Consider the following 23,995-nt stretch of genomic DNA (forward strand, 5'->3'; position numbering starts at 1 on the left):
TAAGGCCGTGAAACGGTGTCAACCTTTCAGCCTTTATGTTCCGCAGGCAAGGTCGTATCATTCAGCCCCTTCGTCTCTTCCGCATCGCAGCGAACATGGATTTTCCGACTCGTTACGACGTGATCGTGATCGGTGGCGGCCACGCCGGCACCGAAGCCGCGCTCGCCGCTGCCCGGGTCGGTGTTCGTACCTTGCTGCTCACCCACAATATCGAAACCCTGGGTCAGATGTCCTGCAATCCGTCGATAGGCGGCATAGGCAAGGGCCATCTGGTGAAGGAAGTCGATGCGCTGGGTGGCGCCATGGCGCTGGCAACCGACGAAGCCGGCATCCAGTTCCGCATCCTGAATGCCAGCAAAGGACCGGCCGTTCGCGCCACGCGCGCCCAGGCCGACCGTGTGCTGTACAAGGCGGCCATCCGCGGCCGCCTGGAAAACCAGGCCTGTCTCGATCTGTTCCAGCAGGCGGCGGCCGATCTGATCATGGAAGGTGACCGCGTGGCCGGTGTGGTGACCGAAGCCGGCATCCGCTTTCATGCACGGGCGGTCGTGCTCACCGCCGGCACCTTCCTGAACGGACGGGTGCACATCGGTCTGCAGAATCATTCGGCCGGCCGGGCAGGTGATCCTCCGGCCATCCGTCTTGCGGAAAAGCTGAAGGAGCTGGGCTTGCCTCAGGGCCGCCTCAAGACCGGCACGCCACCGCGCATCGATGGTCGCACGATCGACTATTCCGCGATGCAGCCGCAGCCGGGCGACGAACCGACGCCGGTGTTCAGCTTCATCGGCTCGCGTGCCATGCACCCGCGCCAGTTGCCGTGCTGGATCACGCACACGACTTCGCGTACCCACGACATCATCCGCGGCGGACTGGACCGTTCGCCGATGTATACCGGTGTGATCGAAGGGGTCGGACCGCGCTACTGCCCGAGCATCGAGGACAAGATCCACCGCTTCGCTGACCGCGACAGCCACAACATTTTCCTCGAACCGGAGGGCTTGACCACGCACGAGGTCTACCCGAACGGGATTTCGACCTCCTTGCCCTTCGATGTGCAGGTCGATCTGGTGCGCAGCATTCCCGGTCTCGAGAACGCGCACATCCTGCGTCCGGGTTATGCCATCGAGTACGACTACTACGATCCGCGCGGTCTGAAGTCCTCCCTGGAAACCCAGGCGATAGGCGGACTGTTCTTCGCCGGCCAGATCAATGGCACGACCGGCTATGAAGAGGCGGCGGCGCAGGGTCTGCTGGCCGGGTTGAACGCAGCCCGCCAGACGCGGGATCTGGATCCCTGGTGCCCGCGTCGCGACGAGGCCTATCTGGGCGTACTGGTGGATGACCTGATCACGCGCGGCGTGTCCGAGCCCTACCGCATGTTCACATCGCGTGCCGAGTTCCGGCTCAGTCTGCGCGAGGACAACGCCGACCTGCGCCTGACCGCAATCGCGCGCGACATGGGTCTGATCAGCGACGAACGCTGGGATGCCTTCAACCGCAAGCGCGATGCCATCGCGGCCGAGGAACAGCGACTGCGCTCGACCTGGGTCCGTCCGGAAACGCTGCCGGCGGACGATGCGCTTCGCGTGCTCGGCAAAGCGATCGAGCGCGAGTACTCGCTGTTCGATCTGCTGCGCCGGCCCGATGTGAGCTACGCATCGCTGATGACCTTGCCGGGCGCGCCCGAGCCGGTGGATCACGCACAGGCCATCGAGCAGCTCGACATCCTGGCCAAGTACCAGGGATACATCGACCGGCAGCAGGACGAGGTCGACAAGCTGCGCGCCACCGAATCGTTGCGGCTGCCGGATGACCTGGACTACGCCGCCGTCGGCGGATTGTCGCGCGAGGTGCAGCAGAAGCTGGCCGCTCACCGACCGGAAACCCTGGGGCAGGCCTCACGCATCCAGGGCATCACCCCAGCCGCCATTTCGCTGCTGCTGGTGCATCTGAAGAAGCGCCAGGCCGTACGCAGCGTGGCCTGAACCTCTCCCGTTCCGGGCGACCGGACGGACCGAACCGAAGCTGTCTGGATCACGCATGACCTTGCACACAGAACTCGAAACCGGCCTCGCCGAGCTGGACCTTGCTCTCGCCCCGTCCGCACGTGAGCGTCTTCTGCGCTACATTGCCCTGATGGCCAAGTGGAACGCGGTGTACAACCTGACCGCGATACGCGAGGAATCGCGCATGCTCACCCATCATCTGCTGGATGCGCTGTCGGTCGCCCGCTTCATTCCGGACGGCGCCCGTCTGGCCGATATCGGTTCCGGCGGGGGCGTGCCCGGCATACCGCTGGCCATCGCGCGCGCCGATATCGAGGTGCTGTCGATCGAACCGAATTCCAAGAAGGCTTCGTTCCAGCAGCAGGCACGCATCGATCTGGCGATCGACAATTTCGAGGTGCAGACCGCGCGCGCCGAGCAGGTGAAACCGGATGCGTCGCAATTGCGCGACTTCGTGATTTCGCGCGCTTTCGGCGACCTGGCCGATTTCATCAAGGTGGCCGGCCATCTGCTCAAGCCGGATGGCCGCATGCTGGCGATGAAAGGCGTGTATCCGGACGAAGAGGTGCGCGCCATCCCGGCCGGCTGGAAACTGTCACGCTCGGAGGAGCTGAAGGTGCCCGGCGTCGACGGCGCCCGTCACCTGCTCTGGCTGGCTCGCGAAGCCGCCACCGCCTGAGCCCGCCATGCCGCATATCTTCGCAGTCGCCAATCAGAAGGGTGGAGTGGGCAAGACGACCACCAGCGTCAATCTCGCCGCCGCCCTGGGCCAGGCCGGCCAGCGCACGCTGCTGGTCGATCTCGACCCGCAGGGCAATGCCACCATGGGTGCCGGCGTCGACAAACGCACCGTGAAAGCCAGCGTCTATCAGGTGCTGGTCGGCCTGTCGTCGCTGGCCGATGCGCGCGTCAGCAGCCCGCACAGCGGTCTGGACGTGCTGCCGGCCAACCGCGACCTCGCCGGTGCCGAGGTCGAACTGGTCGGGCTGGAGAACCGCGAAAACCGGCTGAAGAACGCCATCGCCGAACATGCGGCCGATTACGACTTCGTGCTCATAGACTGTCCGCCCAGCCTGAGCCTGCTTACGCTGAACGGCTTGTGCGCGGCGCATGGCGTCATCATTCCGATGCAGTGCGAGTATTACGCGCTGGAAGGCCTGTCCGACCTGGTGAACACCATCAAGAAGGTGCACGCCAACCTGAACCGCGACCTGAAGATCATCGGTCTGCTGCGTGTCATGTTCGATCCGCGCAGCACCCTGTCGCAGCAGGTATCGGCCCAGCTCGAATCACACTTCGGCGACAAGGTGTTCCGCACCCTGGTGCCGCGCAATGTACGGCTGGCGGAAGCGCCCAGCTACGGCATTCCGGGCGTGCTGTTCGACCGTGCCGCCAAGGGCGCGCAAGCCTACAACGCCTTCGCTCAGGAAATGATCGAGCGGGTGAAGGATTTCTGAACCCGCCCGCCACCCCACACTTGCCAGAACAACCATGACTCCTCCCAAACTCAAGGGCCTGGGCCGCGGCCTCGATGCGCTGCTGGCCGGCAATTCCGGCGAAGCTGCCCACAGCGGCGAACTGCGCACGCTGGATGTGGGCTTGCTGCAGCCAGGAAAGTACCAGCCGCGCACCCGCATGGATCCGGGTTCGCTGGAGGAACTGGCCGAATCGATCAAGGCGCAGGGGCTGATGCAGCCCGTCATCGTGCGCGGCATAGGTGGCGGCCGCTTCGAAATCATTGCCGGCGAACGCCGCTGGCGTGCCGCGCAGATCGCCGGCCTGAGCGAGGTACAGGCACTGGTCCGCGACATTCCGGATGACGCCGCACTGGCCATGAGCCTGATCGAGAACATCCAGCGCGAGGACCTGAATCCGCTGGAAGAGGCGGCCGGCGTGCAGCGCCTGATCGACGAATTCGGCATGACGCACGAACAGGCGGCCAACGCGATCGGCCGATCGCGTTCCGCCACCACCAATCTGCTGCGTCTGCTGCAACTGGCCGAGCCGGTACAGGAACAACTGGTGACCGGCGACCTGGATATGGGTCACGCGAGAGCGCTGCTCAGCCTGCCCAAGGGTGACCAGATCGCGCTCGCCAATCGCGTCGTCGCGCAGGGCCTGACCGTGCGCGACACCGAAAAGCTGGTCGCCCGCGGTGGACTGGCGGAGCAGGGCGTCAGGGCCAGAGCCGAGCCGTCGCGCGATCTGGCACGGCTGGAAGAAGAACTGTCCGATGCGATAGGCGCGCCGGTGTCGATTTCGGCAAATGCCCGCGGCGCCGGCAAGCTCAGCATCCGCTTCTCCGATCTTGACCAGCTCGATGGCCTGATCGCCCGCCTGCGCGGCTGACCGCGACCGGCGCCAGGTTGTGCAGGAGCGAGCGCAGCTCGCGATCCACCCGCGAACGAGGCCTGCGGCCCGTAGAAACCGCTGACCCTCACCCGGCGCTGCGCGCCACCCTCTCCCGCTGATGCGGGCGAGCGGGCTTGCGCGCGATACAGCCAGGAACGAAGCCAGCGGCCTTCAAATGCCGCATAGCGACCTGCGGTCGCTCCTGAAACAGCTCGCCCAAACCGCGAACGGAGCCGGGGTGTGGTGTGCGGGCTCAGCCCGGACGCATGCACAGCGCGATGTACACGGCCACTTCGGCCAGTTGTTGCGTCGCCCCCAGACAGTCGCCGGTATAGCCGCCGATGCGGCGCTGGAAATGACGGGCGGCCGCGACGGTGGCGAGCACCGCGAGGGCGATCACTGCGACGATCTGCCATGGCGCGAGCAGCGCCAGCGGTGCGAGTCCGCACAGCGCCGCCCACACCATGCCGCCACCGGACAGCCGGACCGCCAGCGGTTTGGCACGCGATACGCCGTCCGGGTCCTCGTCGCGCGCGTAGCGCATCGTGAAGATGAGGACGGTGGCGCACAGGCGCGACACGGGGTGGGCGACCAGAAGCGCCAGCATCGCGCTCGCCAGTGGCATCGACGACAGCGCCACCATCTTTGCCGCCAGCATGATCACCAGACCCATGGCGCCATAGGCGCCGATGCGCGAATCTTTCATGATGGTCAGGATCTGATCGCGCGTCCATCCGCCGCCGAAGCCGTCGCACACATCGGCCCAGCCGTCCTCGTGGAAGCCGCCGGTCAGACGTAGGGTGGCCGCGGTGGACAGCACGACTGCCAGCGCCGCCGGCAGCCACTGGCCGGTGACCCACAGCACCGCCGCTGCCACCGCGCCGACCAGCAGGCCGACTGCCGGAAACCAGCGCGCGCAGGCATTCATGATGTCGGTGGACCAACCGACCCAGGCCGGCACCGGCAGGCGTGTGAAGTAGCGAAGCGCATTGAAGAACAGTTCAAGTTCGCGGCGCATCATGCGTCCGTCACCCGCGAGCAGGCGCAAAGGAGGCGGCCGGCAGGCCCTGCACTGCGCCCATCGCTACCATGCGCGCAGTGCGGTTCACGCCTTCGATACTCCGGCCGACTCGAAGCTCGCCATATCGCGCAGGATGGCTGCCGCGGATCGCACCAGCGGCCAGGCGAGCGCGGCGCCGGTACCTTCGCCCAGGCGCAGATCCAGATCCAGCAAGGGCTGCACCTGCATGTGGGACAGTTGTATCGCATGGCCGCGTTCCTGCGAGCGATGCGAAAACACGCAGTAATGGCGCAGCGCGGGCGCATGGGCGCAGCCCACCAGTGCCGCGGCCGAACTGATGAAACCATCGACCAGCAGCAGCATGCGCGACTGTGCGGCGGCCAGCATGGCGCCCACCATGGTGGCGATCTCGAAGCCGCCGAAGGCGGCAAGCACCGACCACGCTTCGCGCTCGCCTCGATAGCCATCGGCCAGCGCAGCCAGCACGCGCTTCTTTTCGGCCAGCGCAGCGTCGTCGAGACCGGTACCACGGCCGACGCAATCGTCCATGGCGACACCGGTCAGCAGATGGGTGAGCAGCGATGCCGACGCGGTATTGCCTATGCCCATCTCCCCGAAACCGAGCACGCGCACCCCCTGCGCCGCGAGCCCGCGTGCGAAGTCTGCGCCATTCGACAGCGCGCGGGCGCATTCGCTGTCCTGCATGGCCGGACCGTCGAACCAGCTCGCGGTGCCATGGCCCACTTTGCAGGCCAGCAGTCCGGGGCGCGTGCCGAAATCATGCGCCACGCCGCAGTCCGCCACATGCAGCGCGAGGCCGGCTTCACGTGCCAGCACATTGATCGCGGCACCGCCGGCCAGAAAGTTCTCCACCATCTGCCAGGTCACATCCGCCGGATAGGCAGACAGCCCGCGCCCGCGTGCATCGCGCAGCGCGCCGTGATCGCCGGCGCATACCAGCAGGTGACCGGTGCCGGGTTCCGGCACCAGCGTGCCGAATACCTGTCCGATCTGCAGCGCCAGCGACTCCAGTCTGCCCAGCGATCCGACCGGTTTGGTCTTGCCGTCGAGACAGGCTTGCAGCGCCGGACCGAGGTCGGGCGCGGGTGGGTCGAGAGCGAAGTGCGGAAGGGCAGGGCGGGATGACATGGCGTGCCGGAGTGTGGAGCAGGCCGCGAGTGTAGCCGGCCGGCCGGGGTCCGGCGACAATGGCACTTCTCGCCATCCAACCGCCGCCGTGCGCGTACGACTCGAATTTCTCTTCCTGGCGCTGATCTGGGGCGCATCCTTCGTGCTCTATCGCGTGGCGATACCGGAACTGGGCCTTCCGCTGACCGTTGCGCTGCGGCTGTCGCTGGCCGCCGCCGCCTTGATTGCGGTATTCGGCTGGCCGCTCCGGCAGATCGCGCGCGACGACATCGGCCGTGTCCTGCCCTGGTTGCTGCTGGCCGGCGCCGGCAGCACCGCACTGCCATTCGCGCTGTTCGCCGAAACGGTCATGCGCTCAAGCGCCGGTTTCGCCGCTGTGCTGAATGCCACCTCGCCGCTGTTTTCCGCCCTGCTCGGCATCTTCATCTGGCGCGAGACGGTGTCGCGCGGCAAGGCTTTCGGGCTGCTGCTCGGCTTCGCCGGCGTGGCGATGCTCACCGCGCTGCGCGAAACCGGTCCGCTGCGCGTGGGCCTGGACGCAGTGGGACTGGGCCTCGCCGGTGCCGCGTCCTACGGTCTGTGCGTGCAGCTCGTACGGCGCCGCCTGCATGCCCTGCCATCGTCGTCGGTGGCCACCGCCTTCTCTCTGGTTGGCGCGCTGCTGCTGTTGCCGTGGGCACTCATCGATCCGCCGCCAGTCATGCCGTCGCCGCGGGCGCTGGTGGCGGTCGCAGTACTCGGGCTGGTATCGACCGCACTGGCCAATTTCATGTATTTCCGGCTGGTCAGGCTGATGGGCGCCACACAGGCGCTCAGCGTGACTTTCCTGATCCCGCCCTTTGCCATGCTGTGGGGCCATCTGCTGTTCGACGAATGGCCCACGCTGGCCATGCTGGGCAGCACCGCCATCATCCTGATCGGCACCGCGCTCAGCGTCGGAGGGGCGCGGAACCGCCGCGCGCCGGACCGGTCCTGAGACATGTTGTCGCACGGGGTCAACGCAGGCCTTGTTCGCGCCGTTATACGAGTCAGCCAGCACAGCCAGCCCCTTGTAGACCGGCGTCGCCTGGCATAGACTCGCAAGCCGCGCAGCAGCGCCAGTCAGCACGGTCGGCGAGCCACGCGACTACCGTTGTCGGACCTTTCAAAACACCATCGAGGACACTCATGAAAGCACTGATTTCCGCCGTCGTCTGTGCTGCCGCGCTTGCGGCAGCCCCGGCTTTCGCCAGCAAGGATCTCGCCACGGCCAAGGGCTGTCTGGCCTGTCATTCGCAGGGTGCGGACACCAAGATCGGTCCGGGCTATGCGGCCGTCGCCAAGAAGTACGCCGGCCAGAAGGATGCCGTGGGCAAGCTGGCCGCCTTCATCCGCGCCGGCACGCCGGCGGGCGCAAAGACCATCTGGGGTGGCCCGATGCCGATGCCGGCACAGGCCCAGGTTTCCGAAGCCGACGCCAAGACCCTGGCGGCATGGGTGCTCGCCGGCGCCAAGTGATCGACGCGGCGCGCCCGGTCCGAAGCCGGTCCCCAGGGACCGGCTTTTTTGTTTCCGGGATCTGAAATACGGTATTCCGTCACGGCTATTCTGCGGCAAACTGTGCATCAGAAGCGCCTAGACTCATGCGCGACCACATCCTTCGACGGACGGACATCGACCATGAGCGCCTTGCAAGACTCCCTCCCGCACGCCCGTACCCGGTACGGCAAGCAGGTCACCGAATCGATACAGCAGACGCGCGTGCGCTATGTCGTGCTGTGTGTCGCGGCGATCGCCACCCCCTTCATCTATCCGCCGACCTGGCCGCTCGTGCTGCTGGCGCTGGCCAGCTACGCGATACGCATGTTCGGTGTCGAAGGCATCTACCACCGCTATTTCTCGCACCGTGCGTTCCGCTGCTCGCGTCCGGTGCAGTTCATCCTGGCGGTGATCGCTTCGCAGTGCGGACAGCATGGGCCGCTGTGGTGGGCGTCGGTACATCGCCACCATCACCAGAATGTCGAACGCCCGGACGACCCCATTTCACCGCGCCAGCATGGCCTGTTCCATTCGCATGTCGGTTGGGTGTGGTGCGAGCGTTACAAGGACACCGATCTGGACCGCGTGCCCGACTTCGCGCGCTACCCGGAAATCCTGTGGGTGAACAAGCACTACACCCTGCTCATGCTGGCCGGTGCTGCGCTGATCTGGGGCCTGGCCGAAACGGGCGCCTTCGGTTCCTCGGTGACCGGCGGGGCGGCACTGATGTGGGGCTTCTTCCTGCCCACCGCGCTCGGCGTCCAGACCGTGTCGCTGGTCAATTCAGTCGGCCATTTCCGTTTCCTGCCGGGCGGCTACCGCCGCTTCGATACCGATGACGATTCGGTCAACCGCCCGCTGCTTGCCCTGTTCACCTTCGGCGGCGGCTGGCACAACAACCATCATCGCTACGGGGCAAGCGCCCGCGCCGGCTTTGCCTGGTATGAGATCGACATCACTTATTACATCCTGCGCCTGCTTGCCGCGCTCGGCATCATCCACGATCTGCGCGACCGTCTGCCCGATGACGTGATCGAAGAAGGGCGTCTGGGCGGCATGCTGGGAGCACGCCGCATCGGTCGATGAGCGGCCGCTTCGCAGAGCGTTGAAATTGACGCTCCGCGCGGCCGCCCGCAAAATCCGGGACTGAACAGTCTTCACGGGTCGGCCGACCCGTGTCCATTGCGGAGAGATCGATGACCCAGCATGTCCCGTTGCGCCCTTTGTCCGTCCTCGCAGCCGCCTGCATGCTCGCGGCCTGCGGCCAGCAGTCCGATGCGCCGGCGCCCTCCGCGAGCGTGGCGGCGGATGCGGGCGGGGCGACCCTCACTGTGCGCCTGGGCCATGTCGCACCGCTGACCGGTCCGCAGGCTCACCTCGGCAAGGACAACGAGAACGGAGCGCAGCTGGCGATCGATGACCTGAATGCCGAAAAGATGCTGATAGGCGGCCGGGTCGCGAAATTCGAACTGCTGGGCGAGGACGACCAGGCGGATCCGCGCCAGGGCACGACGGTGGCCCAGAAGCTGGCCGATGCGCATGTGCATGCGGTGATCGGTCATCTGAACAGCGGCACCACGATACCGGCGTCGCGCATCTATCACGACGCGCACATCGTGCAGGTGTCGCCGTCGGCGACCAATCCGACCTACACCCGCCAGGGCTACAAGACCGCTTTCCGCGTGTTTGCCGACGACGTGCAGCAGGGCAGCGTGCTCGGCGCCTTCGCGGTGAGCACGCTGGGCGCGAAGAAGATCGCCATCATCGATGACCGGACCGCATACGGCCAGGGCCTGGCCGACGAATTCGAGAAGGCCGCCAGGGCTGCTGGCGCGAGCATCGTGACGCGCGAATACACGACGGACAAGGAAACCGATTTCGCCGCCATCCTGACCAAGGTGAAATCGACGCGGCCCGATCTCGTGTTCTACGGCGGCATGGATACCCAGGCTGGCCCGATGGCGAGGCAGATCAAGACACTGGGTCTTGCCGTGCCCATGCTGTTCGGCGATGGCGGATGCACGGTCGAGTTCCACAAGCTGGCCGGCGATGCGGCGGAGGGCAATTACTGCTCGCTGCCCGGCGTACCGCTGGAGCAGATGGCCGGTGGCAATGCCTTCCGCGAACGCTACAAGGCGAAGTACAACTCGGAAATCCAGCTCTACGCACCCTATGCCTACGACGCGGTGCGCGTGGTCGCCGAAGCGATGAAACAGGCGGGCTCGACCGACACCGACAAATTCCTGCCGGCGCTGGCGGCGCTGAACTATCCCGGTCTGACCGCCCAGATCCAGTTCGACGAGAAGGGCGACATCAAGGACGGTGCCATCACGCTCTATCAAGCGAAGAGCGGCGCCTGGCAGGCGCTGGAAACCATGGGCGGCAAGGCCTCCAACTGACCTCGCGCCGGCCGGCTCCGCGCCGGCCGGCCTTGCGCGCTGACCGCCGGGCGGTTCCGGCGCTCCTCCTCACGGCGTTGCCTCGACGCCACTGTACGGTACAGGACCCCGACCACACGTGGATATCTTCATCCAGCAGATCATCAATGGCCTGGTGCTTGGCAGTATCTATGCGCTGGTCGCACTCGGCTACACCATGGTCTATGGCATTCTGGGCCTGATCAATTTTGCGCACGGCGAAGTGGTCATGATCGGTGCGCTCACGGCGCTGACCGCAATCGGTCTGTTGCTGCCGGCCGGTCTGCCCGGCCCGATGCTCGTGCTCGCCGGTCTGCTGATCGCCATTCCGGTGTGCATGGCGGTCGGCTTCACGGTCGAGCGCATCGCCTACCGCCCGCTGCGCCATGCGCCGAGACTGGCGCCGCTCATCACGGCGATCGGTGTGTCCATCGTGCTGCAGCAACTGGCGATGATAGGGTGGGGCCGCAACTACCACACCTTTCCGGCACTGCTGCCGACCGCGCCGCATCAGTTTGCCGGCGCCGCCATTACCGACCTGCAGATCATCATCGTGCTGACCGCAGCCGTGCTGATGGCCGGGCTGGTCTGGCTGGTCAATCGCACGCGGCTCGGCCGGGCCATGCGTGCGACGGCGGAGAATCCGGCGGTGGCGCGTCTCATGGGTGTGGATGTGGACCGGGTCATCTCGTTCACCTTCGTGCTCGGTTCGGCGCTGGCAGCGGTCGCCGGCGTCATGGTGGCGGCCAACTATTCGATCGCGCATTACGCCATGGGCTTCATGCTGGGCCTCAAGGCCTTCACCGCGGCAGTGCTCGGCGGCATCGGCAACCTGGGCGGCGCCATGCTCGGTGGCCTGCTGCTGGGCATCATCGAAAGCCTGGCTGCCGGCTACATCGGCGACCTCACCGGTGGCTTCCTCGGCAGCCATTACAAGGATGTGTTCGCCTTCTTCGTGCTCATCCTGGTACTCGTGTTCCGGCCCTCCGGCCTGATGGGCGAAAAGGTGGCGGAGCGGGCATGAGCGCGACGAATGCCCGCCTGAAATCGCGCCTCGGCATCGCACTGATCGCGGTGGCGCTGGCCGTGCTGCCCTTCGTCGTCGGCGCCGGTTTCGGCAATTCCTGGGTGCGCATCATCGACTTTGCGCTGCTCTACATCATGCTGGCTTTGGGCCTGAACATCGTGGTCGGCTTCGCCGGCCTGCTCGACCTGGGCTATATCGCCTTCTACGCGGTCGGTGCCTATCTGTACGCCCTGTTGTCCAGCCCGCATCTCGCGCAGGCCTTTCCCGCCCTGTTCGCGGCGGCACCGGGCTGGCCGGTGTGGCTGGTGCTGCCGCTGGGTGCCGGGCTGGCCGGGCTGTGCGGCGTGCTGCTCGGCACGCCCACGCTCAAGCTGCGTGGCGACTACCTCGCCATCGTGACGCTGGGTTTCGGCGAAATCATCCGCATCTTCCTGAACAACCTGAATGCGCCGGCCAACATCACGAACGGCCCGCAGGGCATCAACAACATCGCGGCGGTGCACATCGGCGGGCACGCGCTGAACAGGCCGCTGGAGCTGTTCGGCATCGTGCTGCCGGGCGTGCATCTGCATTACTACTTCTTTCTCGCGCTCACCCTGCTGGTCATCTTCGTCTGCGTGCGCCTGCAGGATTCGCGGCTGGGCCGCGCCTGGGTGGCCATACGCGAAGACGAGGTGGCCGCGCGCGCGTGCGGCATCAACACGCGCAATGTGAAACTGCTGGCCTTCGGGCTGGGTGCGACTTTCGGCGGCGTGGCCGGCGGACTGTTCGCGTCCTTCCAGGGCTTCGTCAGTCCGGAGTCGTTCGGACTGCTGGAATCCATCATGGTGCTGTGCATGGTGGTGCTCGGCGGCATGGGACACATACCCGGCGTCATCCTCGGTGCGGTGCTGCTCGCCCTGTTGCCCGAGGCGCTGCGCTGGGGCGCGGTGCCCATGCAGCAGTCGCTGTTCGGCAAGGTGCTCATCGACCCGGAATCGCTGCGGCTGCTGCTGTTCGGTGTCGCGCTGGTGCTGGTGATGCGCTGGCGTCCGGAAGGGCTGTGGCCGTCCGCGCTGCGCCGTCGCGAGTTGTCGACCCATGCGGCGGATGGCGCATGAACGGGCAGGCTGCGAATGAATTGCTGGTCGCCTCGGGCATATCGAAGCGCTTCGGTGGCGTGCAGGCGCTGCGCGACGTGTCGCTTGCACTGCGCCGGGGCGAGGTCTGCGGTCTGATCGGACCGAATGGCGCTGGCAAGACCAGCTTCTTCAATGTGCTGACCGGCTTGTATTCCGCCGATCAGGGCCAGGTCATTTTCGACGGCCAGCCACTGCCGCTCGGCGTGCCGCACCGCATCGCCGGTCTCGGCATTGCGCGCACCTTCCAGAACATCCGTCTGTTCGGGGCCATGAGCGCGCTCGAGAACGTGATGGTCGGGCGCCATGCGCGGCTGCACAGCGGTGTGCTGGGCGCCGTCCTGCGCACAGCGGCGACGCGTCGCGAGGAAGCGCAAACCGAGGCGCGCGCGCACGACCTGTTGCGCTATGTCGGCATCGATCGCCTGGCCAACCACCAGGCTACCCACCTGAGCTATGGTGACCAGCGCAGGCTGGAAATCGCGCGCGCGCTGGCCACCGAACCGAAACTGCTGGCGCTGGATGAACCGGCGGCCGGCATGAATGCGACGGAAACCGCCGGTCTGCGCGCCTTGATAGAAAAGCTGCGTGCGGACGGACTGACCGTACTGCTGATCGAACACGACGTGAAGCTGGTGATGGGCCTGTGTGATCGCGTCGCGGTACTGGATTATGGCGAGAAGATCGCTGAAGGCATCCCCGAGCTCGTGCGTCGCGATCCGCGCGTCATCAGCGCCTATCTTGGTACGGAGCTGAACGATGCTTGAGGTGGCCGGGTTGCAGGTTCATTACGGTGGCATCGCTGCGGTCAAGGGCATTGACTTGCATGTCGCGGCGGGCGAGAAGGTGGCCTTGATCGGCGCCAATGGTGCCGGCAAGACCAGCACGCTGAAGGCGATCGCGCGCATGCTGCCGGCGCGCGGCAGCGTGAAGCTGCAAGGTGAGGACATCGCGCACGCGGCACCGCATGCGCTGGTGCGCAGGGGGCTGGCGCTGGTGCCGGAGGGACGCGGCGTGTTCGCGCGTCTGTCGGTGCTCGAGAACCTCGAAATGGGCGCGTATTCGCGCACTGACCGGGCGCAGATCCTGGCCGACATCGAGCGCGTGTTCGCGCTGTTGCCGCGCCTGAAGGAGCGCGCCACCCAGACCGCCGGCACCCTGTCCGGCGGCGAGCAGCAGATGGTGGCGATAGGGCGTGCGTTGATGAGCCGGCCGCGCATCCTGCTGCTCGACGAGCCGTCCATGGGCCTGTCGCCCATCATGGTGGACACCGTGTTCGACGTGATACGCGAAGTCGCGCGCGAGGGCGTGACGCTGCTGCTGGTGGAACAGAACGCCCGGCTTGCGCTGTCGCTGTGCGATCGCGGTTATGTGATGGACAGCGGCCGGGTCACGCTCGAGGCGCCTTCGGCGGCGTTGCTGGACAATCCCGCGGTGCGCGCAGCCTATCTTGGAGAATGAGCGATGACGAAGTGGATGATCGTGCTGGCCGCGGTGCTGCTGTGCGCCTGCAGCGGCAGACAGATGTATGACAGCGCCCAGCCCTTGCGGCGCAGCCAGTGCGACCAGGTGGTCGACAGCGCGGAACATCGTCGCTGCATGGAGGCTGCCGACATGGATTACGAGCGCTACCGGAAAGAAAAGGACAAGCCGGCCCCCTGAATGCATATGGCATCATGACGCATCGTCGACATTCCGCATGTGGATGGAGAGTGCGCCATGCGAATCGCATTCATTCCGCTGTGCCTGCTTCTGTGCCTGGGAGCGTGGCCCGCGCGGGGACTGGCGCTGGATCTTCCACCGATGCTGGCGCAGCGTGCGCCGGACGATCCCGATCCCGCCGCGTACTGGGTGAGCGAGAAGCTCGATGGCGTGCGCGCCCGCTGGGACGGACGGATCTTGCGCTTCCGCAATGGCGAACCTGTCGTGGTGCCGGACTGGTTCGTCGCGCCACTGCCTGCCGGTGTCGTGCTTGACGGAGAACTGTGGCTGGGACGCCGCCGCTTCGACGAACTTTCGGGCCTGGTCCGGCGCCTGCGCGTCGACGATGCGCGCTGGCGCCAGGTGCGCTACATGCTGTTCGAACTGCCGGGCGCCGACGGGGACTTCAGTGCGCGTCTGCACGCCTTGCAGGCGCTGGCGGCGCGCATCGAGGCGCCCTGGGTCGAGGTCGTTCCGCAGCAGCGACTGGTCGACCGGGCCGCGTTGCGGACGCTGTACCGCCAGGTGCTCGACGGCGGCGGCGAGGGGCTCGTGCTGCATCGCGCCGACGCGCGCTGGCAGCCCGGTCGCAGCCCGGCACTGCTCAAGCTCACCCCCTTTCTGGATGAAGAGGCCGAAGTGATCGCGCATGTGCCGGGGCGGGGACGGTTGCAGGGTCGTCTGGGCGCCTTGCGGGTGCGCGACGACCAGGGCCGCGTGTTCTCGGTCGGGTCCGGCTTCAGCGACGCGCAACGCATGGATCCGCCGGCGGTCGGCGCGCGCATCACCTTCCGCTATCGCGAACGCACGCCGCGCGGCGTGCCGCGCTTTCCGGTTTTCGTGCGCGAACGTTCGCTGCCCTGAGTGCTCGTGGCTTCGCGTGGCGGGATGGCGTCCCGCGACACCGGGGTGTTGCGCCCGAAATCGACCGCGCGCGTGCCATTGCGCTGGCGAGCTGTCTACGCTGCGTCGCTTTGTCGAGGAGGAGAACACAGATGAGAGCAATGTCCATGCTGGGGACCGGGCTGATCCTGGCCGCAATGGCTGCGCCGGCGGGTGCCCAGGTGCTGGACCGGCAGGCGCTGGCGGAGAGGCTGGCCGCGTGCTCGGCCCTGTTCGACGACATGGCCCGGGCGCACCCGGAATCGAGCCGGGTGCTGCGCATCCAGTACGCGGCGAAGAACTACACTTCGCTGGCCATGAGACTGGGCGAAAAGCCGCAGATCGGTGCCGTACTGGGCAAGGAAAGAAAGGCCGTCGCCGAGCGGCGCGCCGATGCCGCCGGCGCTGCCGCGCTGGATGAGGCCTTCGAGCGGCGCGACGACGAATGCAACCGTCTGCTCGAACACAATATGGCGCTCATCGACAGTCTGCGCGACGGCCGCTGATCCGTTCAGTTCAGTCTTTCGTCGGCCGCCACGTCCTTGCGGTAGGTTTCATAGACGATGACCGGGATGCCGAGCGGCCCGAGATGCTGTTCGATCAGCGGTTTCACGTCGTCCCAGTCGAGGCCCCCCACGCCGGTCGCCAGACGCGGCAGGGCGACGCTGCGCACGCCGCCGGCCTGCAGTTGCCGCGCCAGCGATTTCAGCGCGTGATGCACGTTTTCCACCGTCGCCTTGCCGGGCCGGGCCGACGGTCCTTCGCCCACCATGTTCTGGGTGAGCAGATTGGCGATGCTGCGGGTCTGACCCGCGTTGTCCACGCCAGCCCACGTCCATACCTCGCCGGCATTCATGTGCCGGCCGTGCTGAGTGTGGCGGTAGTCGCGCGCCATCGCCGGCCAGCGCTCGCGCAGCGCGAGCGCCAGTCCGTGGTCGAAATGTTCCTGCACGGCAATGCCGTGCGCGATCACCTGCGCCTTGCTGAGCAGGATGTCGCCGCTGACTTCCCGGATCATGATGGTCTCCTTGGGGCTTGCGCCGACCGCCTGTCCGTGCGTACGCGAAGATGGCCGTCCTGCCCCGGTCCGCTGCCGGCACCGCGCCGGCAACCATGATCACAAGGTACGCCGCCGGTGCGACCGCCCATTGACCGTCGTCAAACCGGCTGCGGCCCGTCCTTGCCGCAGATGCGGGCGTGCGCGAGCGCGGCCAGATCCTGGCGGTGCAGGCCGTGGCTGGGCAGCTCGGGCAGCAGTTCCACCTCGGCCACAGTGCGCGGTGCGCGGGCGATCATGCACACCGATTGCCAGAAGTTCACCTCGTCGATGTAAGGCGCCACCTCTGAATGTTCGCCACGATGATCGACATAGCGCAGGCGTACCGGCTTCACCGCGCGACCGGCATCGATGGCCGACTGGAACAGCGCGGCACGGAAGGGCAGCACATCGCGTCCGTCGCTGGTCGTGCCTTCCGGAAACACCATCACGCTGTTCCCGCGCGCCAGCGCGTGCACAAGCCGGTCGCGCACCTCGGCCGCCGAGCTGCGGCTTGAACGCCGGATGAAAACCGTGTGGTTGCGTGCCACCAGCCAGCCGATGACCGGCCAGCCGCGCACATCGTCCTTGCACACGAAGGACAGCGGGGAAATGGCATTGATCGCGAATACGTCTATCCACGAAATGTGGTTGCTCACCAGCAGCCTGCCGGGTCGGGGCAGGGCACCGCGCGCGCGCAGTTCGATGCCGAGCACTTCAAGCAACTGGCGTGACCAGCGTGCGCGCATCTTGCGCTGCGTTCGTTCGCTCACCAGTGGATAGAGCAGCGCGACGCGGGTACAGCCGGCCGCGAGGTGTGCCGCGAGACGGGCGATGCGCCAGCTCATGCGCAGATGGCCGCGCAGGCCATCTGCGTCGGCGGGCAATGGCAGGGCAGTGGCGGGCGTCTGCGGCGCGGTGCCGTCGTGGGCTTCGGTGGACGGTCGGTACAAGAAGGGTTCCAGATCGGAAAACAGACTGATCACGGACATCTTAGCGCCTCCAGCGTTTCCGGGTTCAGGCCGCCCTGGGCATGAAATGGCGCGCGTAGCGTTCGTCCATCTGTGCGATATCGAGCAGCATGGGCAGATCGGCCGTGTTGAAATCCGGGTCCCAGGCGGGTTCGCCGCACACGCGCGCACCGGCGCGCAGATAGCCCTTGACCAGGGGCGGGGTGACGCTGGCGGCGCTCGGGCTGAGGCGCTCGAGAGGCAGGCGCAGCTTCGGGAAAACGTGGTATTCCGGATCGACCATGTGTCCGCCCAGACCGGCCCAGATGGCCGCCGCGTTGTGGCCGCCGTCAGCCATGCCTATGCTGGCACAGCCCATCAGGTAGCGGTGGCCGCGTTCCACCATGAAGCGCATGAGGCCGGACCAGAGAAGGCTGATCACTGCCGCATTGCTGCGATAGTCGGGGTCGATGCAGGAGCGGCCGATTTCCACCAGATGCGGCCGCAGATGATCGAGCCGGCCCAGATCGAATTCGGTTTCCGAATAATACCCGCCGGCACGCAGCGCACCTTCGGGTGACAGAATGCGGTAACAGCCCACGATGCGACCGTTGTCGTCGTCGCGCACGATGAGGTGTTCGCACACGGCATCGAAGCGGTCGATGTCGGCGCCGTCGATCGGGCTGTCCAGCCGGGCGCCCAGTTCTTCCGCGAATACCCGCCAGCGCAGTTGCTGGGCGGCCAGCACTTCGGACGCGCAGGCCGAGAGCCTTACGCTCAGATTGCGCTCGGCACGCCGTTCGCGTGCCGGATCCAGTTGCAACATGCCTGTCTCCATGAAAGATCGGTTTCACGATAGGCAGCGCGTGTTCAGGCGATGTGACGACATGACGACGCTATGGTTACAGGCACGCTCGCACGCGGCGCGGAAACGGCGTATAAGCACGGCGCAGGCGCGGCATGCGCCGCGCACACCGACCATCAAGAGGACGACAACATGGATTACCGCGCTGGCGCACTGATCGCCGCCCTGAGTTTCAGTTTTGTTCTGCCGGCCCATGCGGCCGACAAGCAGCCGGCGGCGGCGCCGCTGGCGCGCGTCAATGGCGTGGCCATCCCGGCCTCGCTTGCCGACATGCTGGTGAAGGACCAGGCGCAGGCTTCGCAGGAAGAGAGCCCGGACAGCGCGCAACTGCGCGAGCGCGTGCGCGAGCACCTGGTGCGCATCGAGGTGCTGCAGCAGGCTGCGCGCAAGGCCGGCACGGACAAGCTGCCGGAAGTGCGTCAGCGCATCGGCTTCGCCAGCAGCGAGTTGCTGGCCAACGCCTATCTGTCACGCTGGGTGGAAGCGAATCCGATCAGCGAACAGGCTGCACGCGCGGAATATGAGCGACTGCTGAAGGAAAGCGCTGCGCCCCGCGAATACCTGTCGCGACACATCCTGGTCGAAACCGAGCAGGACGCGCTCGATGCGATTGCCAAGCTGAAGGAAGGCAAGGCTTTCGCCGATCTGGCGAGCGAGGTGTCGAAGGATCCGGGCAGCAAGGACAGCGGCGGCGAACTGGGCTGGACGCGCACCGGCGCCTTCGTGCCGGAATTCGACGCGGCGCTGACCAAGCTGGAAAAAGGCCAGTACACGACCGAACCGGTGAAGACCGACTTCGGCTATCACATCATCCTGCTGGAAGACACGCGGGCGGTGCAGCCACCTCAATTCGAGCTGGTGAAGGAACGCCTGATGGAATCGATGAAGCAGCAGGCGGTGCAGAAGCACATCGAATCCCTGGTGAGCAAGGCAAAGATCGAGTGAAGCAGCGGGCCGTTCAGGCCGGCCCGTTGTAACGCAGCGCCAGCAGCGTCACGTCGTCCGACGGCGACCTGCCGGCGCAGAACTGCTGCATCGATTGCCGCACCGCTTCGATTGCGCCGGGTGCGCCGCAGACTCCGGCCAGCGTGGCCAGCAGGCGCTGTTCGCCGTACAGCTCGCCGCGTCCGTTCAGCGCCTCGGTCACGCCATCGGTATAGAGCACCAGCAGATCGCCCGGACCGAGCTGGGTTTCGCCCAGGCTGTAATCGATGGTCGGATCGATCCCGGCGATCGGGTTGCGCGGCACCTTGAGCAAGGCCGGCGTGTGGCGGGTACGCAGCAGCACCGGCCGCAGATGGCCCGCATTGGCGTAGCGCAGGCTGCCGCTGCGCGTATCGAGCAGCGCGATGAACAGGCTGGCGAACAGCATGCGTTCATTGTTCAGCGCGAGCTTGCGGTTGGTCCGTTCCATCACCCGTTCGAGGTGGCCCTTCTGGCCCTGCTTGCGCGCCGCTTCCGCGCGCAGCGTGGTGAGCGTGCGCATCATGAGCAGGGCGGCCGGCATGCCCTTTCCGCACACATCGCCGATGGCGACGAAGACGCGATGTTCATCGATGAAGAAGGCATCGAAGAAGTCGCCGCCGATTTCCTGGGCCTGCTGGATGCTGGCTTCGCATTCGATTTCCGGATGTTCGGCGAACATGGGCGAACGCATCGGCAGCATGCCTGACTGGATTTCCCGCGCGGTGCGCAGTTCAGACTGAAGGCGCTCGAGCAGCATCGACGCACGCACCTGTTCCACCGTCTGCTGATTGGCACGGCGCATGCGACCGGCCATCAGCCGCAGCAGGTTGCGCGCGACCTGGGGCAGTGGCAGCAGTTCGGAAAAGAAGGTGTGGGCATCGATGAGCAGCAGTCGTGTGCCGGGCTCGGCGACCACCCAGGCGGAGGCCGGTTCGCCGTCGATGATGGACAGTTCGCCCGCACATTCTCCGCGACCGATGAAACTCACCCCGCTCAGCGACGGCTCCCGCGCCGGATCTTCAAGATGCACGCGCAGCCGTCCTTCGATGACCAGCGCCACATGATCGTTGTGCATGCCGGGCGACAGCACGATGTACTCATCCGGGTAGTCGCGCTGCGCGCAATGCGCAAGCACGCCCTCGATCAGCGCATAGGGCACGTCGCGGAACAGTTCCAGCCGTGAAATGAAGCCGAGTGCGCGGCGCTCCAGGCCGCTGCGCTCGTCCCGTTCAACCATTCCCAGCCGGGCGCGCTGGACCGGAAAGGCGGGCGCCTGCTGGCGCCGCCGCTCGATGCCGCGCCGGATCGGCGTGCGCGGTCCGCGTTCGTTACGGCCGGGACGGGTCCAGGCCAGCGTGACCTGGTTGCGCCCGCTGGCGCGTTCGTAACTGACCTGTTCGGCGAACTGGCGCACCAGGTGTACGCCCAGGCCGCCCAGGCTCGCTGCCTCCAGCGTCGCCGGCGGCACCGGTTCGGGCAGCGAAAGCGGGTCGAATTCGCGGCCGTCGTCGGCCACCACCAGCTTGACCGACTGCGGTTCGAGGATCAGATCGAGTGCGATCGTATGCGGCGCTTCGTCATCGAAGGCGTAGTTCACGATGTTGGCGACCAGCTCCGACGCGCACAGGTCGAGCCGGAACACCAGTTCGCTGCCCAGATCGAAAGTGTCGCCCAGCGAACGCAGCCAGGCGCTCGCCGCAGAAATGGCGCCACTGTCGTTGATCAGCCGCAGGCTGCGGCGCGCGTGGGCGCTATGCACCGCACGCTCCGCCGGAGGCTGGATCGGTCAGTCCGCCAGAGCGGCCAGCGCGCTTTCCAGGTCGTCGCACAATGTCAGCAACTGGTCCACGCCGGCGGTCTGCAGTACGCGACGTATCATGGGTTGAGCGCCGAACATGACGAGCCGGCCACCGCGCGCCGCCTGTCCGCGCGCCGCGGACAGCAGAGTGCGGATGCCTATCGATGCGAGGAAGCTCACGCCCGACAGATCGACCGCGATCTTCGCGGGATGAGTGCTGGTGGCGTAGATGAAGGGCTGGTCCAGCGCTTCCGTGCCTTCGATATCGAGCCGGCCGTCCAGCCGGATCAGGGTGACGCCGCCTTCCAGCGGCTGGCTGTCCATCTTCATGCAGGTGCTCCTGAATTGGGCGGCCGCGCGCGCGCATGCGCATGGCCGGACCGTCAGCTTGTTTCATTGGCATGTCAGGCGTGTGACAGCGTCAGCGTTCTTCGCGTGGCTCGCCCCAGCGCGGCAGCAGCGCGTGCGGGATGCGCAACTGGTCGAGGATGCGTGCGACCACGAAATCGACCAGATCGGCAATGCTTTGCGGCTTCTGGTAGAAACCGGGCGACGGCGGCAGGATGACTACGCCGTTGCGCGACAGGCCCAGCATGTTCTCGAGATGCAGCGTGGAAAAAGGCGTCTCGCGGGGTACCAGGATGAGGGTGCGTCTTTCCTTCATCACCACGTCGGCGGCGCGTTCGATCAGGTTCGAGGCCAGACCGTGTGCGATGGCCGCCAGCGTGCCCATGGAGCAGGGGCACACCACCATGGCGTCGGGCGGGTTCGAGCCGGAGGCGGGCGGGCAGTTCCAGTCCTCGCGGCCGAATACCTCGAGTTGCCCCGGTGCGGCGCCGAAAAGGGCGGCGAGTTCGCGTGCCGCCTGCTGCGGCTGCACCGGCAGCACCCGTTCGCTCTCCTGGCTGGCCACGATTTGTGCCACCTGCGAGTACACCACCCATACCCGGCAACCGCTGGTCACCAGCATTTCGATCAGTCGCAGGCCGTAAGGCATGCCGGATGCACCGGTCAGCGCGACCAGGATGGTGGGAGCGTGCGATGAAGTCATGCCCCATTGTCCCGCAACAAGCGCGCCGCCACCACGCCATTGACGACGCCGAACAGCAGGGCGGCGGCGAAGAACACCGGTGCGAGGTTGAACAGGCCGTCGTGCGGCACCAGCCACAGTCTGGCCAGTAGCAGTTGGCCGCTCATGTGGGCGAACGCTGCCGCCACCGACAGACCGACCGGACCCAGCCAGCGCGAAGGGACGGTGCTCAGTGCGCCAAGCACGGCAAGACTGCACAATGCGCCGCAGGCCGACAGGAAGAAACCGGGCGCCAGGAACTGGCCGGCGAGAAGCGATGCCGCCACGACGCGCAAGGCATTCACCCAGGCGGCGTCGCGCCAGCCGTGCCGGCTGAGGACCAGCAGGATGATGATGTTGGCCAGGCCCGGTTTCACGCCGGGCAGCGGACTGGGAATGGCCGCCTCGACCAGGGAGGCGGCGATGGCGGCGGCGGCGTAGCGCGCGAGGCGCCGGTCGCGCGGGCTGGGCCGGACCTCGATCTGTCGGGCAGTTGCATCCATCAGAACGCCACCGTGTCCTGGTCGCTGCCCGGGCCCACAAGCTGCAGCGTCAGATGGCTGGGCGCGCACACCGCCACCGAACCGGCCCGGTTGAGCCACCCCTGGTGTACGCAGTACTGGCGTGGACCCGGATCGCGCGCGATGCGCGCGCGGCCCGCATCGACCTCGATCACCGTGGGGCCGCCCTGCGCCGCCAGCGCACCGTCGATCTCGATGCGGTGCCTGCCCACGAGTGGCAGTTCCGCAACGATGCGGCCGTCCAGTCTTACCTGGGCGACGGTGGGCGACGGTTTTCCCCACTGCAGCGCAGCGGTCCACAGCGTGAGCGCAAGTCCCGCGGCAACCATGAGCCAGTCGCCCGGCTTCACGCCATTCACTTGCTGCTGGCGTCCAGCGAGCGGTGGCGCAGCAGCACGCGCGCCGCGCTGCGGAAGTGATCGGCCAGCCATTGTGCAAGATAGACCGAGCGGTGCTGGCCACCGGTACAACCGATCGCCACCGTCAGGTAGCTGCGGCTGTCCTTGACGTAGCAGGGCAGCCAGTCGCGCACGAAGCGCGCAATGTCGTCGCGCATGCGCAATACGTCGGCGCTGCGCTCGAGAAAATCGATCACCGGCGGGTCATACCCGGTCTGCGGCCGCAATACCGGGTCGTAGAACGGATTGGGCAGGCAGCGTACGTCGAACACCAGGTCCGCATCCAGCGGAATGCCGTGCTTGTAGCCGAAGGACTCGAACATGAGGGTAAGCCCCGAACCTTCGTCGATCTGCACCAGTTCGCGTACCCACTTGCGCAGTACCGCCGACGGCAGATCGCTGGTGTCGATGCGATGGCCGAGTGCGACGATGGGCGCCAGCATGTCGCGCTCGCGCCGGATCGCTTCGCCGAGAGAGGTCTGGTCATTGCCCAGCGGATGGCGGCGGCGCGTTTCCGAGAAACGGGCGATCAGGGTTTCGTCGCGCGCATCCAGGAACAGCGTTTGCATCTGCGTGCCGTTGCGCAGCACGCCCAGCATGGGGGGCAGCGCGGTCATGCTCTTGCCGGATCGCACATCGACCGCGATTGCCACCTTGCTGTAGCCGGCGTCCCGCAGATGTCCGACGAGCTGCGGCAGCAAAGGCACCGGGAGGTTGTCGACGCAGAAGAAGCCGGCGTCCTCCAGTACGTTGAGTGCGACGCTCTTGCCGGAACCGGACATGCCGGTGATCAGTACCAGGCGCATCGCGCCGCGACGGGGTTCACTCACAGTGCTTCACCTGCCGGAAAGTCATGCTCATGCAAAATGAATCGTTGACACCACGCGTCTGGAAACTACCCTTACAGGGTGTGGTCAGACAAACGATAGCGCACCTGGCCGGATGCGTCCCGCGAGGGACCCCCCGTCCGGCACGAGGTTCGCAATGTTCGTAACGTCCCGCTGCATCCGGACACCCAATTGCCGTGTATCCGGGACACCCGAGCGGAGGTGTACACCATGCGATATCTGAGACTTCAGCGCAGCCAGGCGAACCGCCGCAGGGCCGAGCGTGAAGCCGAACGCAATTCTCTCCAGGCGGCCCGTCCGCCGCAAATGCCCGCCGACAGTGCCGAACGCGAGGCACCGAGCAGCGGTCAGCC

The 23,995-nt window shown here is 66.5% G+C and carries 27 protein-coding genes; 16 read left to right on the plus strand and 11 right to left on the minus strand.

Annotation, left to right across the window (positions count from 1 at the left end):
- Positions 1–95 precede the first annotated feature (95 nt).
- The 4 genes from mnmG to A3Q7_RS0114245 are packed head-to-tail and all read left to right on the plus strand — an operon-like array spanning position 96 to position 4,355.
- Positions 96–1,985, plus strand: a complete 1,890-nt coding sequence (mnmG, locus tag A3Q7_RS0114230; protein ID WP_018412569.1) for a tRNA uridine-5-carboxymethylaminomethyl(34) synthesis enzyme MnmG — start codon at positions 96–98, stop codon at positions 1,983–1,985.
- Positions 1,986–2,040: 55 nt separating this feature from the next.
- On the plus strand, positions 2,041–2,685 hold the full coding sequence (gene rsmG / locus A3Q7_RS0114235; protein ID WP_018412570.1) for a 16S rRNA (guanine(527)-N(7))-methyltransferase RsmG: 645 nt from the start codon (positions 2,041–2,043) through the stop codon (positions 2,683–2,685).
- Between the two features lie 7 nt (positions 2,686–2,692).
- Positions 2,693–3,463 (plus strand): ParA family protein, encoded by a 771-nt coding sequence (locus tag A3Q7_RS0114240; RefSeq protein WP_018412571.1) that lies wholly within the window; start codon positions 2,693–2,695, stop codon positions 3,461–3,463.
- Between the two features lie 34 nt (positions 3,464–3,497).
- Positions 3,498–4,355, plus strand: a complete 858-nt coding sequence (locus A3Q7_RS0114245) for a ParB/RepB/Spo0J family partition protein (RefSeq protein ID WP_018412572.1) — start codon at positions 3,498–3,500, stop codon at positions 4,353–4,355.
- A 256-nt stretch (positions 4,356–4,611) separates the two neighbouring features.
- Here the strand turns inward: A3Q7_RS0114245 and A3Q7_RS0114250 are convergent, their stop codons facing one another.
- Entirely contained in the window at positions 4,612–5,379 is a 768-nt protein-coding gene (locus tag A3Q7_RS0114250; RefSeq protein WP_018412573.1) for an adenosylcobinamide-GDP ribazoletransferase, read from the minus strand.
- A gap of 84 nt (positions 5,380–5,463) precedes the next feature.
- Complete coding sequence (gene cobT, locus A3Q7_RS0114255; RefSeq protein WP_018412574.1) at positions 5,464–6,528, minus strand: nicotinate-nucleotide--dimethylbenzimidazole phosphoribosyltransferase; 1,065 nt, start codon at positions 6,526–6,528, stop codon at positions 5,464–5,466.
- A gap of 88 nt (positions 6,529–6,616) precedes the next feature.
- Here cobT and A3Q7_RS0114260 point away from each other — a divergent pair, with 88 nt between their 5' ends.
- From A3Q7_RS0114260 to A3Q7_RS0114310, 11 genes are all read left to right on the plus strand, one after another.
- A complete protein-coding gene (locus A3Q7_RS0114260; protein ID WP_018412575.1) occupies positions 6,617–7,504 on the plus strand; it encodes a DMT family transporter in 888 nt (295 codons plus the stop codon).
- Between the two features lie 191 nt (positions 7,505–7,695).
- The gene (locus tag A3Q7_RS0114265; protein ID WP_018412576.1) at positions 7,696–8,025 is read left to right on the plus strand and encodes a c-type cytochrome; all 330 of its coding nucleotides are present in this window, start codon (positions 7,696–7,698) and stop codon (positions 8,023–8,025) included.
- Positions 8,026–8,187: 162 nt separating this feature from the next.
- The gene (locus A3Q7_RS0114270) at positions 8,188–9,132 is read left to right on the plus strand and encodes an acyl-CoA desaturase (RefSeq protein WP_018412577.1); all 945 of its coding nucleotides are present in this window, start codon (positions 8,188–8,190) and stop codon (positions 9,130–9,132) included.
- Positions 9,133–9,242: 110 nt separating this feature from the next.
- Positions 9,243–10,445, plus strand: a complete 1,203-nt coding sequence (locus A3Q7_RS0114275; protein ID WP_026224851.1) for a branched-chain amino acid ABC transporter substrate-binding protein — start codon at positions 9,243–9,245, stop codon at positions 10,443–10,445.
- A 118-nt stretch (positions 10,446–10,563) separates the two neighbouring features.
- Positions 10,564–11,487: a branched-chain amino acid ABC transporter permease gene (locus A3Q7_RS0114280; protein ID WP_018412579.1), complete on the plus strand. Its 924-nt coding sequence runs from the start codon at positions 10,564–10,566 to the stop codon at positions 11,485–11,487.
- The gene (locus A3Q7_RS0114285) at positions 11,484–12,590 is read left to right on the plus strand and encodes an ABC transporter permease subunit (protein WP_018412580.1); all 1,107 of its coding nucleotides are present in this window, start codon (positions 11,484–11,486) and stop codon (positions 12,588–12,590) included. Before A3Q7_RS0114280 ends, A3Q7_RS0114285 begins: the two co-directional genes overlap by 4 nt.
- Positions 12,587–13,375 (plus strand): ABC transporter ATP-binding protein, encoded by a 789-nt coding sequence (locus A3Q7_RS0114290; RefSeq protein ID WP_018412581.1) that lies wholly within the window; start codon positions 12,587–12,589, stop codon positions 13,373–13,375. Before A3Q7_RS0114285 ends, A3Q7_RS0114290 begins: the two co-directional genes overlap by 4 nt.
- A complete protein-coding gene (locus A3Q7_RS0114295; RefSeq protein ID WP_018412582.1) occupies positions 13,368–14,069 on the plus strand; it encodes an ABC transporter ATP-binding protein in 702 nt (233 codons plus the stop codon). Before A3Q7_RS0114290 ends, A3Q7_RS0114295 begins: the two co-directional genes overlap by 8 nt.
- Before the next feature lie 3 nt (positions 14,070–14,072).
- On the plus strand, positions 14,073–14,270 hold the full coding sequence (locus A3Q7_RS0114300; protein ID WP_018412583.1) for a hypothetical protein: 198 nt from the start codon (positions 14,073–14,075) through the stop codon (positions 14,268–14,270).
- A 57-nt stretch (positions 14,271–14,327) separates the two neighbouring features.
- Positions 14,328–15,173 (plus strand): DNA ligase, encoded by an 846-nt coding sequence (locus A3Q7_RS0114305; RefSeq protein WP_018412584.1) that lies wholly within the window; start codon positions 14,328–14,330, stop codon positions 15,171–15,173.
- 131 nt (positions 15,174–15,304) lie between these two features.
- Positions 15,305–15,697 carry a hypothetical protein gene (locus A3Q7_RS0114310; protein ID WP_232417987.1) on the plus strand — a complete coding sequence of 131 codons (393 nt, stop codon included), beginning with the start codon at positions 15,305–15,307 and terminating at the stop codon, positions 15,695–15,697.
- Positions 15,698–15,702: 5 nt separating this feature from the next.
- Here A3Q7_RS0114310 and A3Q7_RS0114315 read toward each other — a convergent pair whose 3' ends face one another.
- The 3 genes from A3Q7_RS0114315 to A3Q7_RS0114325 all read right to left on the minus strand — a co-directional run bounded on the left by A3Q7_RS0114315 (position 15,703) and on the right by A3Q7_RS0114325 (position 18,003).
- On the minus strand, positions 15,703–16,209 hold the full coding sequence (locus A3Q7_RS0114315) for a macro domain-containing protein (RefSeq protein WP_018412586.1): 507 nt from the start codon (positions 16,207–16,209) through the stop codon (positions 15,703–15,705).
- Between the two features lie 140 nt (positions 16,210–16,349).
- Positions 16,350–17,219, minus strand: a complete 870-nt coding sequence (locus A3Q7_RS0114320) for a lysophospholipid acyltransferase family protein (protein WP_018412587.1) — start codon at positions 17,217–17,219, stop codon at positions 16,350–16,352.
- 25 nt (positions 17,220–17,244) lie between these two features.
- Positions 17,245–18,003: a GNAT family N-acetyltransferase gene (locus tag A3Q7_RS0114325; RefSeq protein ID WP_026224852.1), complete on the minus strand. Its 759-nt coding sequence runs from the start codon at positions 18,001–18,003 to the stop codon at positions 17,245–17,247.
- 171 nt (positions 18,004–18,174) lie between these two features.
- Between A3Q7_RS0114325 and A3Q7_RS0114330 the strand changes: the two genes are divergently transcribed.
- Entirely contained in the window at positions 18,175–18,987 is an 813-nt protein-coding gene (locus A3Q7_RS0114330; protein ID WP_026224853.1) for a peptidylprolyl isomerase, read from the plus strand.
- A 13-nt stretch (positions 18,988–19,000) separates the two neighbouring features.
- Here the strand turns inward: A3Q7_RS0114330 and A3Q7_RS0114335 are convergent, their stop codons facing one another.
- From A3Q7_RS0114335 to rapZ, 6 genes are all read right to left on the minus strand, one after another.
- Positions 19,001–20,767, minus strand: coding sequence for a SpoIIE family protein phosphatase (locus A3Q7_RS0114335; protein WP_018412590.1), 1,767 nt, complete (start codon positions 20,765–20,767; stop codon positions 19,001–19,003).
- Positions 20,768–20,794: 27 nt separating this feature from the next.
- Positions 20,795–21,136, minus strand: coding sequence for an STAS domain-containing protein (locus tag A3Q7_RS0114340; protein WP_018412591.1), 342 nt, complete (start codon positions 21,134–21,136; stop codon positions 20,795–20,797).
- A gap of 91 nt (positions 21,137–21,227) precedes the next feature.
- Complete coding sequence (locus A3Q7_RS0114345) at positions 21,228–21,857, minus strand: flavin prenyltransferase UbiX (protein ID WP_018412592.1); 630 nt, start codon at positions 21,855–21,857, stop codon at positions 21,228–21,230.
- Positions 21,854–22,378 (minus strand): Gx transporter family protein, encoded by a 525-nt coding sequence (locus tag A3Q7_RS0114350; protein ID WP_018412593.1) that lies wholly within the window; start codon positions 22,376–22,378, stop codon positions 21,854–21,856. Before A3Q7_RS0114350 ends, A3Q7_RS0114345 begins: the two co-directional genes overlap by 4 nt.
- Positions 22,378–22,755 (minus strand): NusG domain II-containing protein, encoded by a 378-nt coding sequence (locus A3Q7_RS0114355; protein WP_018412594.1) that lies wholly within the window; start codon positions 22,753–22,755, stop codon positions 22,378–22,380. The genes A3Q7_RS0114350 and A3Q7_RS0114355 overlap by 1 nt, the downstream gene beginning before the upstream one ends.
- Positions 22,752–23,600, minus strand: coding sequence for an RNase adapter RapZ (rapZ, locus tag A3Q7_RS0114360; RefSeq protein WP_026224854.1), 849 nt, complete (start codon positions 23,598–23,600; stop codon positions 22,752–22,754). Before rapZ ends, A3Q7_RS0114355 begins: the two co-directional genes overlap by 4 nt.
- Positions 23,601–23,995 lie beyond the last annotated feature (395 nt).

The organism is Methyloversatilis thermotolerans, assembly GCF_000372885.1.
Taxonomy (GTDB): Bacteria; Pseudomonadota; Gammaproteobacteria; order Burkholderiales; family Rhodocyclaceae; genus Methyloversatilis; species Methyloversatilis thermotolerans.